Origin of the sequence: Flavobacterium fluviale, assembly GCF_003312915.1 — a bacterium.
In the GTDB taxonomy this organism is placed as follows: domain Bacteria; phylum Bacteroidota; class Bacteroidia; order Flavobacteriales; family Flavobacteriaceae; genus Flavobacterium; species Flavobacterium fluviale.
The window spans coordinates 3,173,689-3,193,240 of record NZ_CP030261.1; the positions used below are offsets into that span (position 1 = coordinate 3,173,689).

Annotated in this window: 11 protein-coding genes; all 11 read right to left on the reverse strand. The window is 35.8% G+C overall.

Translation table 11 applies throughout. The annotated features are described in order from the left end of the window. Window positions 1-18: 18 nt before the first annotated feature. The 11 genes from HYN86_RS13945 to HYN86_RS13995 all read right to left on the reverse strand — a co-directional run bounded on the left by HYN86_RS13945 (window position 19) and on the right by HYN86_RS13995 (window position 19,494). A complete protein-coding gene (locus tag HYN86_RS13945; protein WP_230406368.1) occupies window positions 19-3,915 on the reverse strand; it encodes an eCIS core domain-containing protein in 3,897 nt (1,298 codons plus the stop codon). Window positions 3,916-3,945: 30 nt separating this feature from the next. After that, window positions 3,946-5,124, reverse strand: coding sequence for an eCIS core domain-containing protein (locus tag HYN86_RS13950; protein ID WP_230406369.1), 1,179 nt, complete (start codon window positions 5,122-5,124; stop codon window positions 3,946-3,948). A 37-nt stretch (window positions 5,125-5,161) separates the two neighbouring features. Further along, window positions 5,162-6,025, reverse strand: coding sequence for a DUF6734 family protein (locus HYN86_RS13955; protein WP_113678586.1), 864 nt, complete (start codon window positions 6,023-6,025; stop codon window positions 5,162-5,164). A 224-nt stretch (window positions 6,026-6,249) separates the two neighbouring features. Continuing rightward, complete coding sequence (locus tag HYN86_RS13960) at window positions 6,250-7,077, reverse strand: DUF6734 family protein (protein WP_113678587.1); 828 nt, start codon at window positions 7,075-7,077, stop codon at window positions 6,250-6,252. Next, the gene (locus tag HYN86_RS13965) at window positions 7,074-7,652 is read right to left on the reverse strand and encodes a hypothetical protein (RefSeq protein WP_113679949.1); all 579 of its coding nucleotides are present in this window, start codon (window positions 7,650-7,652) and stop codon (window positions 7,074-7,076) included. Before HYN86_RS13965 ends, HYN86_RS13960 begins: the two co-directional genes overlap by 4 nt. An 11-nt stretch (window positions 7,653-7,663) precedes the next feature. Then, window positions 7,664-9,250: a contractile injection system tape measure protein gene (locus HYN86_RS13970; RefSeq protein ID WP_230406370.1), complete on the reverse strand. Its 1,587-nt coding sequence runs from the start codon at window positions 9,248-9,250 to the stop codon at window positions 7,664-7,666. A 10-nt stretch (window positions 9,251-9,260) separates the two neighbouring features. Then, on the reverse strand, window positions 9,261-12,692 hold the full coding sequence (locus tag HYN86_RS13975; protein WP_113678589.1) for a hypothetical protein: 3,432 nt from the start codon (window positions 12,690-12,692) through the stop codon (window positions 9,261-9,263). 11 nt (window positions 12,693-12,703) lie between these two features. Continuing rightward, window positions 12,704-15,409 carry a hypothetical protein gene (locus HYN86_RS13980; protein ID WP_113678590.1) on the reverse strand — a complete coding sequence of 902 codons (2,706 nt, stop codon included), beginning with the start codon at window positions 15,407-15,409 and terminating at the stop codon, window positions 12,704-12,706. Continuing rightward, window positions 15,385-18,780, reverse strand: a complete 3,396-nt coding sequence (locus HYN86_RS13985) for a baseplate J/gp47 family protein (RefSeq protein WP_113678591.1) — start codon at window positions 18,778-18,780, stop codon at window positions 15,385-15,387. Before HYN86_RS13985 ends, HYN86_RS13980 begins: the two co-directional genes overlap by 25 nt. 10 nt (window positions 18,781-18,790) lie before the next feature. Further along, the gene (locus tag HYN86_RS13990) at window positions 18,791-19,201 is read right to left on the reverse strand and encodes a GPW/gp25 family protein (protein WP_113678592.1); all 411 of its coding nucleotides are present in this window, start codon (window positions 19,199-19,201) and stop codon (window positions 18,791-18,793) included. A gap of 2 nt (window positions 19,202-19,203) precedes the next feature. Then, the gene (locus HYN86_RS13995) at window positions 19,204-19,494 is read right to left on the reverse strand and encodes a PAAR domain-containing protein (RefSeq protein WP_113679950.1); all 291 of its coding nucleotides are present in this window, start codon (window positions 19,492-19,494) and stop codon (window positions 19,204-19,206) included. Between the last annotated feature and the right edge of the window lie 58 nt (window positions 19,495-19,552).

A 19,552-nucleotide genomic window follows, 5' to 3' on the forward strand; every position in this document is an offset into this window, starting at 1 on the left:
ATCAATTAATGTTGATATTTAAGATTCATCTGGTCCTTTGAAATTTTTGCCAACATCATTTTGAAAACCATTTTCATCACCTCCTTTACTAGAATTATATTGTCTTGAAACAATTTCATGGCTTGATAAAATAGGATCTGCGTACCAATTTTTTCTTTCGACCTGGTCTAAATTATTTCCTGTAGAATTCCAATGTGTGGAAACTGCTGGATTATGATCTATTGAACCCGAACTATTAGGTATTGATGGCATCTGTACATCATTAACCACACTGATAAATAATGGGTCTGAGCCAAAAAATCTTTTTTCCTCATCAATTGGAGCTTCACTTAAAAATCTGCTGGAGTTATTTGGATCTCGTCGGCGGTTTTTTTTACTATTTAAAGAATTGCTTGTAGCACTTGAGCCTGGATAAAACATATTTCTTATATTATATTGGGGAAGAATTTTTCCATCAATGCCCACATATTTCGAAAAATGTTTTATTTCTTCTAAAGATTTTATATGAAACGCAGTACCTACAGCCTGTAAAAATTGACCAATATCTCGTAATTTCTGATTAATACTCTCCTCAGTTACATCTGGTAGTAAATTTTGTTTAGCAGGAATTATATCCTCCTGTAGACTATTGACTTTTGCATATATAATATTTAATTCACCTTTTAACCTTGTGCTTTCGCTGTCATTCCTTGAGTTCAAAGTTTGTTCTGCAGCAATTAAAGCCGTTTTTAGTGCGCTTCCAAAATCTGAAGCCATCATAATTTGGGTATTACTGCCTTCCCCTAAAACATAAACTCTATGAGATTCTCCATTCATAGAAAAAGGAATATTTAAATTTTCATTTTGTATTTCATTATTTTCGTTAGTAACATTTTGTTCCGGTTGGCTTCTTCCCATAACCCTGTCTAACAATGCCGTTCCTGTATCTACAGCTTTGTTTACCAGCCATGTAAGCGCTTCGTCGACCAATTGCTGTACAGAGATAATCATTTCGCCGATTCTTGCGCCAATTCCGGTTAAACCAACCTGATTCGCTAAGAAACCTATTACGACCGGCATGGCTTGTCCCATTGTTCTTTCGAGATAATTTGCAGCTGTGGCAACATTTCCTCGGGCCAAATCGGCTACACCATTAACAAAGGAATTGACCACTTCGAGCATTTCACGCAGGTATTTGATAAAACTTTGTATTGCGTTAAAGAAAGCCATAGCACCGTTTATCACGGCCATGATTCCCGTTGGGTCCAACATGCTTAAAAGTCTAGCGGTTATTCTATTCACAATACGTTCCATGACAAAGTTTTTCACGGCATCGAGAACGGTATTCCACAAATTGCTAAGCTGTTCTTGTATTTTATCCCAAATAGCAGCCATACCGCGTTCCTGAACATCTTTTATAAATGTCCAAATACCTTCGAGCGTATTAATCATGCTGCGGATTCTGGCCACTCTTGCCGGCCCAATACGCGGATGCGCGGCTAGTTTTTCCCAGATTTTTTCCATCGAGATATTGAGCACTTCCATAACCCAGGTAATAACCCCTTTTAAAGAGAAATCAGTAAGCACCGGAATATTAGCATCTTTCAACTCGCTCATCAGCCAGCCGGTAACACCGTTTATCAAATGGGTTACGATATTGTCAAAGAACTGTATGAATCCTTGCTTAAGCGCTCTGAGTATATTTTTTAAGAAACCAATTGGATCTTTCTTGATATCGTCAATCGCTTCTAACGCTCTTGTTATGATATTTCCGATAAGGTCAAATGGGAAATTCATAATCTCTAAAATCGCCATAATTACAATTCGTACAATCTCTGCCACAAACGCAATCAATCGTCCTATAGGTTCGCCAAATTTTTCGATAATTCGGGTAAAAGCATCCAGCGGATTAATGAGATCGTTAATCGTAAACGAATTCCATAGATCTGTAAAAAGCTGGATAATTGCTTCCGGAGTCATGTTTAAGGTTGCTACTGCAGCTTCAATTTCGCCTGTAATTCTGGCTACTGCACCAGATTCTACCATTTGCGCGTATTGTTCTTCGCCGCCGTCCATGAGGCTCATAAAACCTCTGATAAGATTCGGCACAGATCGTTCGACCGTTTCATTTGTAAAAGGATCACGTCCTATAATTACTTTAATTAACGAATAACCTCGCACCGTTGCAGCCTGAGCAGACAAATAACCTAATAAAGAATCTTTTACCAATTCTAAAACTTTTAAAGCCACACCCGAAGCAAAATCCCAAACTCTTTGCAGGAAAGCGCCTGCATTCGATGCCAAAGCGCTAAGATTAGCATCAATGTCAGCAAGATTAGAAGGCTGAATAGCATCCCAGGCAGTAGTAATAAGACCGCGGAGTTCACCTAATAACGAATTGAAAGTTCCAACCTGAGTGTCAAGCCAGTCGGCTGTTTTTTGGAGCGTGCCTTTTTCGCGCATTTGCTCCAGTTCTGTCTGTTTGTCTATCAGTATTAAGAAATCTTCTAATATTTCGACTGTTGTGGCACTAACTTGTTTATCACGTAATGGATCGTATTTGATTATTTTTTTGAGGAGTGAATATGCTTTGTTTTCTGCCAGTAAAGGTTCTGCAACTTCAATCAGTGCTTCTTTAATCCAGGTTATAATTTGATCAACAAGCGAAGCTGCGAAACTTGTTACCCGACTTACTAAGGCATTAAATTTAGTTCTGACAACATCTATAAAAGTTGAAAATGAAGATTCGTCCCAGGCATCTTGAACGAGTTGGAGTAATGCATCCATACTGAGACCGACTTCACTCAAGCGATTGCTGACCCAGTCAAAAACACGATCTATAATGCCATATTCTTGTAATTTATCAAATATTGCTGTACCAAAAGGAACAAGACCCATAAATCCTTCAATCAGATTGACGGCATTTCTTTGGACATTTACATCATTCAAAGGATCGTAACCCGCTACTACGGTAAGCAGTGTATAGCCGGGAATATGTCTGACGTTGTCTTTTATATAATCAGGAACCGCAATAGACAATAAGGATCCCTGAATCATTTCGGGAGCAGGGGAGATGACTTCAGTTTTTTTTCTAATGGCAGCGCCCTGCTGTACTGTATGCGTTAATTCGTGGGCGAGTAAATGTTTACCGCTCTGAGAATTTGGATTGTATTTTCCTTCGTTAAAATAAATATTGTTTCCCGTAGCAAAAGCCTGAGCTCCCAATTGCTTATTCATTTGAACTGCGTTGGAATCATTATGAATACGGACATTGCTGAAATCGGCTCCGATACCAGATTCCATTTCGGTTTTGACCTTTCCGGATAGAGGAGAACCGCCGCCTTTACTGCTGTTTAAATTAGACTCTAAATTAGAAGTATCAGCGGGGTTGGCATCGCTGGCGGCACTTTTTTGTATTTGTTTTTCGTCGTCTTTGGCTTGTTTTTCTTCTTCTTTTTTCTGCTGTAGATTTTCTTCTTCCCCTTTATTTTGAATTAAAGGTTTGATGGAGGAGATGTTTCTTGAGGCAGTTTCTGTTTTTTGGACTTCTTTCTTCTGAATTAACGTTTTTGATGCAGCAAAATCTGGATTTATTTCTCGTTTTTCGGTTATTCTGGAATCGAGTTTATTTTGAATTAATTCTTCTTTTAGCTGTACAATTGGCGTTATGGTTTGGTCGCCAGTTTTTAGTTGTATTTCTTTATTTTGCTCTTCCTGTTTTTGAAGATTTCCTGCCAGTTTTTTTTGTACTACCGGCGATGGAGAAAAGAAGGTGTCTGCGTTTGTTGTCTGTTTATTGGCCACTACCTGATCTGCGACTTTATCGGCTTCGACCTCAAATTTATCGTTGGATTTTCCTATATTCAATTTTGCCTGTACACCAAAAAAAGATTCCTTCCCCTTGTCATGATGTGACGCGGAGTGTGAAGAATTCAAATTTGTTTTTTTGGTTAAGACTGGCATATTTTACTGACTTACACTGTAATTTGATTTTAAAGCCGAACTTGATCTGGAATAAATTCTGATAAAGTATTTATCTCCGGGAGTAACACTTGCAATATTAAATTCTAAGGTTGAAGGAATATTACCCGGTGATAATCTTTTTGAACCAATATTGGTGTCATCTAAAAAACCGCATTTGATGACCTGAGCGCTAAAGTCTTCTTTGATCCAGGAGCCAACAGGTTCCATATAATCTACATCAATAACGATTTTTAAAGAGTCACTTTTAGAAGGGACAAAAGTTTCGGTGTAACACGTATTTTGATAATTGTGGCAGGAGCCGGATAAATTTAAACGCTTTGTTGAGCCGCAGTCGGGATCTGACAGTTTTTGAACATTACTTGCTGTCTTACTACCCGTTTGCTGTATCGTATGCGTGAGTTCATGCGCAAGCAAATGTTTTCCTTCTTTAGAGTCAGGATTGTATTTTCCTTTGTTGAAATAGACATCGTTACCGTGTGTAAACGCTTGTGCACCCAGCTGTTCGCTCATTTGAACCGCTTTACTGTCGGTATGGATGTTTACGTTGCTAAAATCAGCACCAAAACCAGCTTCCATTTCTTGTTTTGTGGTTGCATCCATTCCGTTACCGTCGCCTTTAGAGCTGTTAAGGTCACTTTCAACCCCTTCATTTACCGAGTTGGACTCATTTAATTTTGCCTGAACTGGTTTTTCTTCTTCCTTATCTTCTTTTTTCTGAACTTGTTTGTCTTCGCTTTCGCAATCGGCACATTTTTTTTGGACTTTCTTGTCTTCTTCTTTATCGGATTTTTTTTGGACTTTTTTTTCTTCCTCTTTTTCAGCTTTTTTCTGTACCTTTTTTTCTTTTTCTTTATCAGATTTCTTTTGTACTTTTTTGTCTTCCTCTTTATCTCTTTTTGGAAGAGATTTTTCTTGTGCCAGATCTTGTTTTTGAACCTTCGAAATGGTTTCAGAAAGGGGTTTCTGCTGTACAGTTTCTTCGCTTTTTGATTGCAGAAGTCCGCCCGTTTTCGGTTTGTTTACCACTTTATCGGCAACATTATCGGCTTCTTTTTCATACTTGTCGCCAACGGTTCCTGTAGTTAGTTTTTTTTGAACTTTAGGTCCAAAAAAAGGTGAAGGGGAGCGGTTTGCTGCTTTTTTATGTTCAAATTCTCTCATGACGTATTATTTTTTACCATTTGAATTAATAATTTGTTTAATAAACAAACTGCGGACTATTTGCCTTAACACCTTCTTGCTCTAATGTGTTTTTTATCTGTTTGTACCAAAACGGAAAGATCCTGGAGAGCCGAAGTTCAATCTCATCAACAACATATTTTTCATATTTTTTCATTCCAAAAAAATGAGAATACCCAATAGAATCGGCATGTTTTCCTTGTTCTGTTATGTTTTCTCCTTTTAGCAGAATTGTGGGATTATTGTTTTTATAATTCAACAACGATGCCAGCGTATATTGTTCTATTAGAATGCAGGTTTCATAACCTTCTTGTTTTAATACCGTAAAGCTTTTTTGGTTTTCTATGTATATTTTCTCCAAATCATAATAGCTTTTTATAAATTCATCACGGAGCTTGAGATCGTTAAAACCAAATATGCCGCAATTGTAGGAATAGCCTAAATTAGAATGCCAGTAGGGCAGGTTATGAGTATATTTCGTAAATAATTCTACTTGTTTCTTGTAATGGACTTCATAAGTATCTTCCCTGCGTTCTACGATTACATCATCAAAACTAAAATCTATTTTTTTCTTAATAAATATGTCGGTGTCTATGTGGACAAAGGGCTCTGTTTGTACTTCCATAGCATTAATTTTAGATTTCATCCAAAGTTCGATTCGGTTGTCATTTTGCACTTTGGTAACAGCACAAGGAAGCATATACAGGAACTTAAAGCCTATTTCATCCACATAGAGCTCAATTTCATCATACCATAAATGACTGTATAATATGCTTAGAGCGGTCATGTAGATCGTTTCCTTTAGTTTGTCTCCCATATTCCATCTATTATTCATTATAGGAAGTACATCCAAACTGTAAATTATCTTGTGTTTCTGATTCATTTATAGCTATTTATAGTTTTAATGCGTTGGCTTCAATTGCTTGAAAATTTCATTTAACACATAGAAACATAGATTTAATTTTAAAAAAGTGTGCAAAAAGAAACTTGTTTCTAACACATAATAGCATACTATGTGTATTTAGAATAAGTGAAATGCCTTTTTTCGTTTACATAACTATGTTTCTATGTGTTACAAGATAAGTACCCCCAATTAGTCGTTTTATTCTAAACTATGCCTTCTTTCTCTAAGGCAGTCTTTACTTCTTTATACCAATACGGGAACAGTTTAAAAAGCCTGTTTTCTATTTCTTCAACAATGTCAATCCTGTATTTTTTTTGGCCTGCGATATGTGTGTAACCTATTCGGTCTGCGAGCTGACTGTTTTCGAACAAGTTTTTTTTCCAAAGCAGTAATGTTGGTTTAATATTATGGTGATGTAATAATGCTGCGAGATTGTACTGTTCTAAAACAATGCAAGGTTCTATTCTGGCAATTTTGGGATTGTTATTTTTTATAAAAATTTCCTCTAGCGTATAATAAACTTTTAAAAACTGATCCCGAAGTTCCAAGTCTCTAAAACCCAATACGCCGCAGTTAAAAGCATATCCCAAATCGGGTTTCCAATAGTCTAAATCCTTAGTATATTGATTAAAAAAATCTAAGCGATATTGGTACATGCTATACAATTCGTAATCATTTTGTTCAACGATTACTTTATCAAAATCAAAATTTATTTTTTTCTTTATAAAGACATCATTATCAAGATGTATAAAGGGTTTAGTTTGTTTTTCCATTACATCAATTTTCGATTTCATCCAAATGACAGTGTCTTCATTGCTGCTGATTTTTGTAACCCGGCACGGAAGCATATACAGAAACTTATACGCTGTTTCATCGGCATAAAGTTCAATATCCTCATACCATAAATGGCTGTAGAGTATGCTTAGTGCGGTTGAATAAATGGTTTCTTTAAATTTATTTCCTTCATTCCATCGATTATTACTAATAGGAAATACATCTAAGCTGTAAATTATTCTAGGCTCTTCCCTCATAAAATATTTTTTTTAATGGTATGAATTAATTTTTTTTCTTCCAGAAAAGTTATGTTGTTGTACAGAGAAGCTTTTCGGCTGTGTTTGTACAATCGTCTCCATTGATAATCAGTACCTTTTGCTTCTGAAGTATTGAGATGTATTTCATTATTATGATTTTTTTGACTGTCTTCAAATGAGGTATGCCAGACCATTTTACCCAGCAAAGGCGACTGGATATGAGTTACATTAGTAAAATCTCTTGGAAAACTGTCTATATTGATGGACTTGTCGCCAACTCTGAAAATATTTACTAATGCTTCTCCGCTTTTGGTTTTATAAAATTTAGAGTTATATCTTTTTGTAGCCAGTTTGCTGGTCATGGGCTGTAAATCTATTTCGTTTTCAAAAATTAGATCTATATCATTGATGGTAATATCATAATACTCACGAAGATTAATATAGTCTGCAATACCGCCGCAAAAGACTACTTTAGACATGTTTACATTATTAAATAAAAATTCTAAAGCCATTTGCTGAAAGCTGCGAATATTTTTTTTATCGTATTCTAAAAAAGAGGTGTTTTCAACATTCATAATTTCCATTTTTACCAGTTCACATAAAGGATTCGTTTTTTCCAAGCCAATTTTATGATGCTCAGATTCCAGTTTAATTTGTCTAATAAAATATCTTGTGTTTTTCGCTCTATAATTATTGTGGGAGTATCGTCTCCCTTGATACTCAGTTTTCCGGGGCGCTGTAAAAATTCGTTTTGCAGCAATTCTGCCGATGCTGTTTTCATTACCTCCCAATTGCTCACCACTGCTTGCAGCATTGCGACAGCTTCTTTTTTCATTTCTTCAGAGAGAACAATGTTTCGTTCAATAGGCTGGGCTAAAGGAATATTGCATAAGAATTTTTCAAAACCCATAGCGTTCTCATAATCCTGTTCTTTTCCTGTGGCAATGTAATGCAAAAGGTGCGCGGCCGTTTCGGGATGCGTTATGGTGTTGTCTTTATTCAACAGTTTGCAATTTTCAAAAAGCGATTTCAAAAACGGATGAATCAAAACCAAACCTGCATTGTCGAGATACAATTCGCTGTTATCTGGATCTAGTATTTCTTCTTCTTTTTCAAATGACAAATCTTTTTTATCGATTACTTCTTCGTTATTCGGAGTTTTTTCTTTTGAGTTATTTGGAGAGACAGAAGTCTCTTTGTCATTTGACAAAATCAAATCTGGGCTGGTTGTTGGTTCTTCTTTATTTTCCTGAATTTTCTCATTTTCTTTTTCTTTTAAAATTGGCTCTATTTTTTTTTCGATATTCAAAACAAAAGTTTCAAGATCTGCCAGTACTTCCAGTTCGTTTTTATTTTCTATCTGATTTTTAATTTCCTTTAGAAAAAGTTCCTTGTGTTTTAAAAAGTTGTTCTTTGTATGAAATTCAAATGCATTGCAGATTAATCTGAAAAGTTTTTGTTTTACAATGACATTGCTTGTATCTAAAAGACTTAAAACAACTATTTCCCATGTTAAAAATCTTTGATTCGGAATCATTAGATTTTTTGCAATACGAGTCTCTATTTGTTTTTTTATGGCTTCAATGCTTTTTATTTTGGAATTGTTGTCGGTGTTGTTTTTTTTAAAAAGTATTCCTTTTTTAATAATGGATACAATTTGGCTGTCCGTAAATTGTTTGATAAACCGTGTTCTCGCAATTGTTTTTTGGACTGTATTTTTCCATTTAGAAGAAAAAGTTTCATCATTTAGAATTTCGCTAAATATATTATCCTCAACTATTTTAAACTCACTATTTAAAGTTATCCACCAAGTATCAGTACCCGTATCGAGGAAATGAAAAAAGCGTTCTATTTCTTTTTCTTGTGGTTTGATGAGTTTAAAACCCTCACTATTTTTTGCTTCCTTTTCAAAAACTTCTTCAACTTGTTTTGAAATGTTTTTTAGAATTTGCTCTTTAAAATCTTCAAAATCCAAATTTTGATTGAGGACAATATCAATGTTGAGTTTTTCTAATTGTATGCTTTGTGAGGGATTTTTAGAATCCAATTCATTAAAATAATTTTCTAAAAGCGAAAATATTTCCTTTTGCAAAAACGCATCAATATTGTCCTTGAGATAATATCCTTTTTCTTTAGAATTGGTATTTATCTCAAGGAAAACTGTATTGATCATATGTTTACTATTACTTACCACCAGCTGTCAGGTATTCGATCTGCATATTTAGGCTGGTTATTATAAAACCGCTTTTTGCAAATACTTTTAACATAGCAGACAAAAACTCTTTCAGCGCTCCGCTTTTATCAGTATTAAATCCTATTTCAACGAAACCTTTAAATAAATCAGTATAAAGAACTGCTGCTGCTGTAATTTGTTCTTCAGAAGCTTTAAGGTTTTTTGCATCCTGGCATCTCAAAATAGTATAAAATAAGGAAGTGCTTAACGCTACCAGCGTTTCAACCGAAGTAATCTCATTTGAATTTTGCAGTTTTACCGTAGAATTAACAGCTGCGACTATCGTCTTGAAATAGTCCTGATTGAATAATTCAGGTAATTTAGCATTTAAACTACCGCTGATGTAACTTTCAAGGTTGCTTTCAATTTCTACAAATTTGTTTTGAGTTTCAGTAATGAATTTAGTAGTATCCTTATTGAATTTATTAGAAACACCAATTTCTTTAAGATAGGAAATGCTTGAAAGTGAATTTCGTACAAATAATATAGCATTGTTTAGACAGGTATTTTCTTCAACTGGTTTTCTAATCTCAATTGAATTTGGACCGTCGGTTACGGAGCCGCATTTGCCTTCTGCAGTTAACGAAACGGAAATAGAAGATTCATTAAATAAAGAAATTGGTCTTGTAATTGGATCTTTTTTGTCTGTAATCACTAATTCCTCATTTATTTTCCAAGTATAAGCCACAGCGTTTGCGGAGTTGTTGTTTAGCGTCAACATTCCATTCGCATCTATATCATAAGAAAAACTGGCAGTAGGCAGATCTAAGAGGGTAATAGAAAGATTGGATGGTTTGCCGTCTATCAAAATAGTTACACTTGCAGCACCCGAAGTTATACTAGCCGGAATAAACTGAAATTTTCCTCCTTTTAATGCTTTAACTCCTTCTCCCGATAAAATTGCATCTTTTGTGGCAGGCTCAATGGTAAGTGGATACGACGTTTTATCATTTTTACAAAAGGAAATGATATTCATCAATCTGTTATCTATCAGTACTTTTGGATCTTCAATTTCAAAACTTACTTGATGGGTGATTTGAAAACTGCAGTTGCCATTATCAGCATTGAGCGTAACCTCAAAAGTGAATTTTTTCTGACTTTCGCTATTGTACTGGTAGAGGTGTTTTATCTCTGTTTTTTCGTCTGTAACAAGATCGGTTTTGTCGCCAAAATTCCACGTAAATTTAGTACCGGTAAGGTTTTCTCCGCTTACGGTAAAAGTAACTTCGGTTTCGGTGGTTCCGAATGGTTTTAAGGGAACTGCAGTAAAATCGAATATTGGTTTTTCAAAAATGGTTATCTCGCATTTAGTCTCAAAATTATTAACGGTAAAGGTTATGGGCTGGCCTATCAGCTCTCTGCTCACTAAATTGGGATCAAAAACAAGTACTCCAAATTCATTTACTTTAATCCCTCCGTTTTGATCAGGTCTCACATTGGCTTTTATAAAACCTCCCGCCGGAGATACTTTAAAAGGCAGAGGAGGGGTTTTACTGTCAAAACAAATTTTAGCAACAGGCAGACTAAGACTGATATTGTTTTCGTCGCAACATAAATAAGGCAGCGAAAAATCGGCCACAATGGGGTTTAAAATAGGGATGCCTTCAGCAAACTTTTCAAAATCACCAGTTAAAGAAGGTCTGCGGCTGTTGTAATAATAGTAATACGGAATTTTTTCTTCCAGATAGATCATTATAAATGTGCCTCCGGGAGCTACGCCCGCTTTATGCTCGTAACCGTGGTTTTTGTTGAGGTAATATTGGGTGAAATTCTGGATGGTTGTATCGAGTTCATTAGCATTTACTGCCAGAATCATGATATTGAACCCAAGTCCGTTTTCTAACCTGATTTGCTGAATTGCTTTAAGTGCTTCTTTGTAATTGCGTCCCTGATGTCCTTCGATTCTATAAAAATCACTGTCCAGATGAATCTCGAGCGGTTTTTTAGTATTTAGTAAATCATCATGATAACTAATATTGTTTTTTTGCAGTCCTAAAATGGTTTTATCAAAATCCCAGGCATGAATAAGCGAATCGTTTACAGTATTGTAAAATGGAATGGCTTTTTTGCCCAATTTACCCATTTGTAAAGAAGGTGTAATTTTTATAAAATCATATAACGGATTGTAGTTTTCTAATAATTGCAGACTTCGCAGAATAAGACTGTATAGTCTTTGCTTGGCCGTATTTTCGCCGTAACATAGTTTGATTTCATCTGCTGCTGCGTCTTTTTCTTCTGAATCTTCATCTGCAAGACAATCGTTACAAGAGCCGAAGTTTTCTCCTGCAAGCAAAGGCGATTTGTAAAAAGCATGACGGAATTCAAAACAAGGCTCGTTTTTTATTAGTTCGCCCAGCATTAAATGCTTTGGAAATGCATTAATATCGGGATCGCAATAAGTATCATCAATGCTGATTAACAGTGCTTTGGTTTCGTTGTAGGTATCAACCAGATCGTTAAGCAGATCGTATAAATATTGAAAATCGGGAGGAAGTACTGGGTCTCCTTCAAAATTAAACAACTCGGTTATATTTTTTTGAATAGCATCTAAAGCGAGCGGCATGTTCAGGCCCGTCAATAGGATATTGTAGCCGTCCTGTAAATTCTGAACTACATTGTTTTTGAAAATTCCCTTGGTGAAATTTTGTTTTATGGTTTCAAGATGCGCAAAATCATCTGGTTTTAGTACAATTCGGTTTGATTTTACGTCGGGTAATTTATGATAAAGATTAGTATAATTGATTTGGCCAATTAAGCTGTCATGATTCATTATTTGTGCGGCAACGGCTTTGCTGACAATTAAAACTCTAAAATTGCCCACAATTTCCAATCCCTGATTGTCGCACGAAAGACTAACACAAAGGTCAGATTCTTTTTCATAAGACTCCAGATACAAAAGAATTACGGCATCGTTAAACTCAAATCCTGTATTGGCGGAAAATTGAGTTAAAGCAAAATTGGGATCTTTTTCTTTTTTTTGCTGTTCTTCTGTTAAGAGTTCATAAAGAGGCAATTGCTGGTTTGCCCCACCATAAAAAAATGGTTTATAAGCCGCTTTTGTATTATCATAAATTTTGCAGTGCGTATAGGTTTTGGAGTCAAAATCGATTTTTTTGTTTCCCAATGCATCTGCCTGATATAATTTAAAAAGATCACCATCAGTAGTTATACCCGTTCCCTGCGTTATGGATATGGTATTTTGAACCGCATCATAAGCAGGATACAAGCCGCAAACTATACCAACGCCACTCAGGTAAATGCGGGAGAGGCGGTCCTGGTCGTCAAAAAAATCTACAACCTCATTAAGGTTTCCTTCTGTAAGTACCTGATTCTTTGTAAATCGTCGGTATTGTGTTGTTATTGTTGAAAGTTTAGCTGACATTGGAATAGTTTTTATAATGATCCTAAATTCGTTTTTCCTAGTATAATTTTATCTGACAATCGCTCGTTTTCATCACTGCAGTCAAACAGTCGTCCTGTTGGGTAAACATTGTCGAGAACGGTTAACGCTTTAATAAAACTGATTAATTGAGGTTCCGGCTGTTCCTGATTTAAATCCGTTTTGGCAAACAAATAGTCTTTGTATGCTTTTTCAAATTGAATAAGCTGGTTTTCTGCGGGGTCTTTTACATCTTTTTCCCGGTATCCAATCCAGCATATTTTTGCCAGAACGTGAGCGGGCAGTTTTTCTTTAATTATTTTTTCGATGTAATTTCTAAAATCGGTATTGGCAAATCGCAGTGTATATCCAGGCAGGACTACGCTTACACGATAGGAGTAGGGATCTATGGGTTCGCAACTATCGCATTCATCTGCGCAGATAGGCATGAAGGTATCCGGATTTACTGTGGTCAGATTTACGTCGGGGCGAAGCATCATGTGCTCGATCAAAAACATTCCTTCTTCGGTAAAATCTTCTTTCATAAAACGTATCAATTCCAGAATCGATTTTTCTAAATCCGTCAGACTATAGTATTCAAATCTGCGGGCAATAATACGGTTGGGGTTTTTCTTGTCTTTAATTGCCGGATTTATTATGTCATACGAATATTTTCCGGTATCTGACTGCTGAATTAAAATATTGTCGATAATGGATAAATCCTGTATTGTGCCGTTTTTAAAAGCTTCTTTTATTTTATATTCCCGAGTCTGAATAATCTGCAATACGGCAAAATAAAGTTCCTTATTAGCGGCCGAAGTATCAAAGTATTCTGCTGTGGAAGAAAGTACAATCTCATCGTTCTGATCTACAATACGCCATCTATAAACCGATTGATTGTCTGTGTCAATGAAATTGTACATTTGGACAAACGAATTAGAAAGATTCCTGCGGCTGTAATCTTTAATACCTATTAGTCTCGAAATCCTTTTTTCGGCTCCTGAAACATTAGTGGTATTCCATAAATTGGAAATAGGCTGTTTGTAATAATCAAAAGCATTGCCTCGCTCTTTGCTGACTACTTTATAATCTTTTAAAAAGTTTTCTTTGTCACGCAGTACGACCTGATCTGTAGTGCTGCCGTAAATGGTTTTGTTGACAAAAACGTATTCCGAAAAATTTTCGGCAAAACGAGACAAAAGGTGGTCTAGAATTTTATTTCTTCGTTCAATATTATTGTCCTGCTGGTCAAAAAGCAGTGCCGTAATAGTTTCGTCGTTGTAATTTTCATAGCCGTTTACAATGTCATCAGCACCTTCAATGTCATTAACGACTTGAGTAAAAAGCGTTCTTGTTAAGTTGCCGCTGACAGAAAGCAACTCGCTTACCTGACCCAATTGTTTAAAATAACTTCCCAATATCTGATCAAAGAATAAAAGATAGCCTTTTAATTGTTTTGCTTTAGATTTACGTTCGATAGAGGCTCTTGAAGGAAGTCCGACTTCGCCAATACCATAGGTTTCAGGAAAATCATTTTGTATGGTGGTATAAAAATCGGTGTTCAGATATTCGCCATTTGGTATTTCTAATTCTTTATTCTGGCTGGCATTGGTTGTCGCTTTGTCTTTTTCGGCTTTTATGGCATCTAAATAAATTTTTACCTGCGCCTGATTGATATTCAAAGGCAATAATCCTTTGTTGTAATTGAAAACACTTTTAGCACAAACAACAGGTTTTTGGTAAGGTGCAAGGCAGATAAGCCATTTGTTTTCGAGATCGTCACCGCCGCAATTTCCCAAAGAAATATCTTTAATCAGCAGTACGTCCGGCACCGACATGATGATTCTCATAATATCTGAAAGACGTACTTCATTTCTTAAATCGGCTATAAGCAGTTCTTTAGTATCAATAAAACCGTTCTCTAAACTAGGACCATCAAAAATTTCCAAAGTTGAATATCCTTTGTCCATCATTTGTTTTAAAGAATAAAAATTGACCGTTGTCGATAAATAACTTTCGAGAGCATCAATGACATTGGCATGAACTAGTTCTTCATCGGCTTCGGTAGCGACTTCAATATCGGCACATATTTTTATAGGATAGTCTGTCACTTTTTTGATATCCACAAGATCTTCGCAAAGGTTTCTGTTGGCGTGATACTGCTTTCTTATTTTTTCTTTTACGATCTCTATTTCTGAGGGTTTTGAGCTTTCAAAATCTACATAAAGATCATACAAGCCGTTGAGCTCAAAAGACTTTCTTAAATTTGGAGTGGCTGCTAAATCTTCAAAATCCTTACTATCATAAGAAAGTTTATCTTTTTTGCAGTCGACATAAACTGTTTTTTCATGTTTTGCAAGCCAGCAGTTTCTCACTCCTTTTATGTCTATAAATAGTTTTCGGTAATCATTTTGCGTGACCGGACTGGACGACAATACTTCTGAGGCTTTAAAAAATTGTTTTGGAATGCCTTTATTACTGTCATTTGATTCTAATATATTTTCTATAGGCAGATTGAGTCTCATGCCAAGATCTGAAATGGCGTAGCAGAGCATCTCGAGCATTGTGATACCCGGATCATGCTCGTTAAAATCAGTCCAAAGTTTACTGCCGAAAGACTCTATGTATTCGATTCCTTTTTTTCTCAAATAAAAGAAATCCAAATCGTCCTCAGTCGCTGCTTTTTTAGGAATGGTTATATGTTGGGTTCGTATCGACATTTTTCAGGTTCTTCTGGGGTTATTGTTGTGCATGTTATTATGTTGGTATTGATAATGTGGTTTTTAACAGACACTAAAATGTTTTTTGGACTTGACGGTGAGAGTGTGGTTAAAAAGTCTAAAAGCGGTATATTGGCCTTGTTGTTTTCGGTATCGTCCAGTATTTTAGGGTTTTCTTTATCTGTTTTTTTATCGATATAAATTGCCATTTCAAGCGTCGATAAAAAGTCTACATAATGTAAATTTTCGATATATTCTATAACGATACTGCGCTGCAGTTCGACTCCAAATATGATTTGCTTAGAGGTGTCAAATGCCCAGGGGGATAAAAATTTTATAAGATCTTCGTTGAGCTTTTTCTTGTAAAGGTTCTCATCGTATTGGGGATAAAACTTCACATCCAGTTTGATTATAACTTTTTCATAATCAGGATTAATTACTTTTGCATGCACCTGCATTGAATTTTTAGAATTAATAAAACGCTCTATGCTGTTCAACACTGCGGTGCTTACTCTCGGCTCATAGATATCAAATACATTTTTGTCTACGATGTCTGGAATTACGACCAGCGTTACCTTTCCCGGCGTTAAAAAAGAGGTATTGGTGCCCGAAATAAAAGTATGGTTAAGGCATTTTACTCTAAAAATATTTGGAAATTCCTGTAAAATAAGATGCTCGTAATCCCAAAGTGTTATCGCCCTGTTTTTGTGTCGCAGGCGTTCACTGACACGCAGATAATAGGAGGGATCTGACTCCAAGGGTTTTCCTGAAAATGAATTAAAAGGCTGTTCGATACTTTTAATCTGCGGCACTCTGGTAATTAATTTCGATATTGTTTTGGCGGGCAAGGTGCTGTCTAAATGCGATAAATTGTTGTTGTTATCAAAAAACTGCGCGGTAACAACCTGAGTTTTTACATCGATAACTTTGCAGACCGCATCATATTCTTTGTGCATTTTTGCTTTTACCCAAATGGTATTGGCTGGAAAAAGTGTATTGTCATTGGCTGCCTGCTTTGGAATATTAAATTTAACAATACCGGATTTTAAAAAGTTATCGATACCATTTGCCAAAATATCTTTTCCCAGATTTTTCCAATAATTATCGCATAAGATGTACCATTCTACTTTTTGTTTTCCTGTAAAAGTGGGAACTGCGGTATTTTCGCTTCCTTCTAATATTTGAAATAATAATGAAATCTGCTGTGATATTTCGGCATCCTGAAGACCGATATAAAATTCGCCTCCATTGCAATAATCCGGAACCAGATAATTTGTAATAGGCGTGCCGGGATCTAATATTTCTTTATTGAGGGCTTGTTGTTTCAAATAAGAATGCTCTTCGCGCTGCCCAAAAGGAGCTTCATGAAACAATTTTATTCGGTTAGAATCATAGGCAGAAACCTTAAAATCAATGTTTTCCTCCGCAGCATAATTCAGGCTGATGCTTTCTACAACGGGTGTATAAGGCTCATTCGGAATTGGTGTTGCGGGGTCTGCTGCCACATTCATTATCGCCAAAGTATATATTTTGGGAAATAACGAATGCAAAAACGATTGATTTAAGGTCAATCGGATCGGGCCGCTTTTGCCAATCTCATAATCGCTCCCTTTTAAATTGATAGTAGATTCAAATAATTGATCTTCTGCAGAATAATCAAATAAATTGACGTCTGTTTTTTGCTCCTGCCAAACTTCTTTATCTAAAACAGCTGCTGTTGCTTTAAAATAGTTGGCTGTAACAATTGGATCTCCAGTGTTTACTGTTGTTGAAGTGTTAGTTGCTGCAACAGCTTTTATTTCTGGATCACTTTTTTTTGCAGCTCCATCTTCAGGCTGGTTGACATTCAGTTTAGCAGCATTGTTTGCATTGATGAACATGGCATCAATAAAAATCCTTTTACTTATTGTTTCTATAAAACTCTTTTTGTAGGCAGCATAATGCGTTTCGAATGAAATTGGAGTATTTTTCCACTTTATGTTAATGTCGGCTTCGGTCCATTTTTTTGAGAATATTTCAGGATAATTGATGACAAACGAACTGTTTTTTTCGGGTTGTGTTGTAAAAGGGAAAAAGGGTTTTGCTGCGTTCAGCAGACCAGTATCACTTTCTAATAACAGCGATTTAACATCATTCACTTCCATTTTTACAGTAATGCTGTTTACTGTTTTTGTTACTAAACTTCTAAAAAGACTGTGTCCATTTTTATCTGACGTATCGATTAAAAACCGAATAATAGGAAGTTCTGTCGAGAAAAATTCGCCTAAAACTTTCTGGTCATAACCAACAACTGCCGGATCATCTTTCGGAATCTGAAAAACCAATCTTAATTGGTTTCCATCAATACTAGAAGATTGAAATCCATTCTTAAAACCAACGTTTTTGCTAAGTCCAAAATTTTCAATCCATCCTTTTTTACCGCTGTATAAAATTTTGATGTGGTTTAAAAGTTCATCTGTTGTAAAAGGAATATTTGAAAAATTAAAAACCTGATCAAAAGTAATGGTGATGTCAATATTTCTATCACCTTCTTTAAGATTAAACAATTCTGAGGCAATTGCAAAACCTAATTTGGCATCGTCCAGTTCCGGATATTTCTCTTTATCAGATGTATATCCAAAAGGAAACCAATATGGAGCGTCTTCTTTTAGCGGTTCGCCTTTTCCGTCAAGGGAATTTGCTATTTCACTGCATTTTATTTTACCTCGATCAACGTCATTGTACACATTTTTCAGATACGCTATGCTGGTTTTATTGGCAATAAATTCTTCGGTGGTTTTGTATATTAATTTTTTGCCGTCGGGATCTTTTCCGGCATCAAGTTCTGTGTTTACGGCAATTTTCTCTTCGGCGATTTTTTTCGCCAGTTCAAAAATAATATTCACTTTGTCTGCTTTTGCGGGCAGTTTTTCGATTTGCAGAATGTCTTTATAGAAAAAATCTAAATGTTTTTTGGTTATAAGATTGAGTTTGTTTTGAGATAATTCTAATAATTTCAGAAAACACACAAACAAGGTCAGGTGAGGAGTAAGGTCTTGGTTTATATGAGCATTCGATAATGTTTTGGTGATGTTTTCTTTTAAAGCAGCGTATTCTTTATCCGTTCTTTTCGGAATACCATACGGAAGATCTTCTTTTGAAAATCCGAAATAGCTGAAAAATTCCTGCCAGTTTCCTTCAGGGTTTTTATCGTTATTAGTATCAAAAAAGTTAACTTCTCTGGCAAAATTATAAGCAAATAACAGCCAGTCTTCAATAGTAAAATCATGAAGTTTTAAGTTGCCCGGCTCTAGTGCGTCACTAAAGCGTTCTTCCTGATTGACTCCATTTCTTTTAAAAATAACATTGTCTATGTGGCTGTTGGTACTCATAGTTTAAACTTTAAATATTAGTGCCTTCTCCTTTGTAAAAGGGATAAACAAGATTGCTTCTTGAGTTTGTACTTCTTATTCTGTAGTCGATTATGACCAATAATTCCCCTTCTAAATCATCACCTTGTGTGATGTCAATTTTTTCGACATCAATTCGGGGTTCGTAATATAAAATCGCCGTTTTTATGAGTTCTGAAACATAGGTTTTGAGTGTTCTGTCTAATGTTTCAAAAAGCAGTTCATCCATATTGCAACCGTATCTGGGCAGCATAATGCGTTCGCCTATTTTGGTAGAAAGCATGATCTCCAGGCTGCTTTTAATATCTGCTTCGTCAGTTGTCATGACGACCCCTTTATTGTTTCTTTTAAACTCGGGCGGAAAACTCCATCCGGTTCCTAAAAAAGCTTCTTTATTTTCCATGATTAACCTATTAAAACGGTTGGACATCCTATTACAATCGTACCGCCATGCGCAGTAGAATCTCCCATTCTTGCGGCTGGTTTTCCGCCAATCAGTACTGTACTGGAGCCGGCTATAATGCTGTCTGGCGGACCTGTACAAACGATCATGTCTCCCAGGCAGGCTGCAGGCTGGCCGCCTATTAATACTGTTGGTGTACCCGGCGGCAATATTGGTCCGCCTACATGGGGGACAGTGGCGGTTACCATCGGGCAAACATGCATATCGTTGATTCTTGCGGCTGGAGCTCCCATAATTATTGTTTTAATTTTATTAGGTGTATTTAATTTTAACACATAGAAACATAGTTTT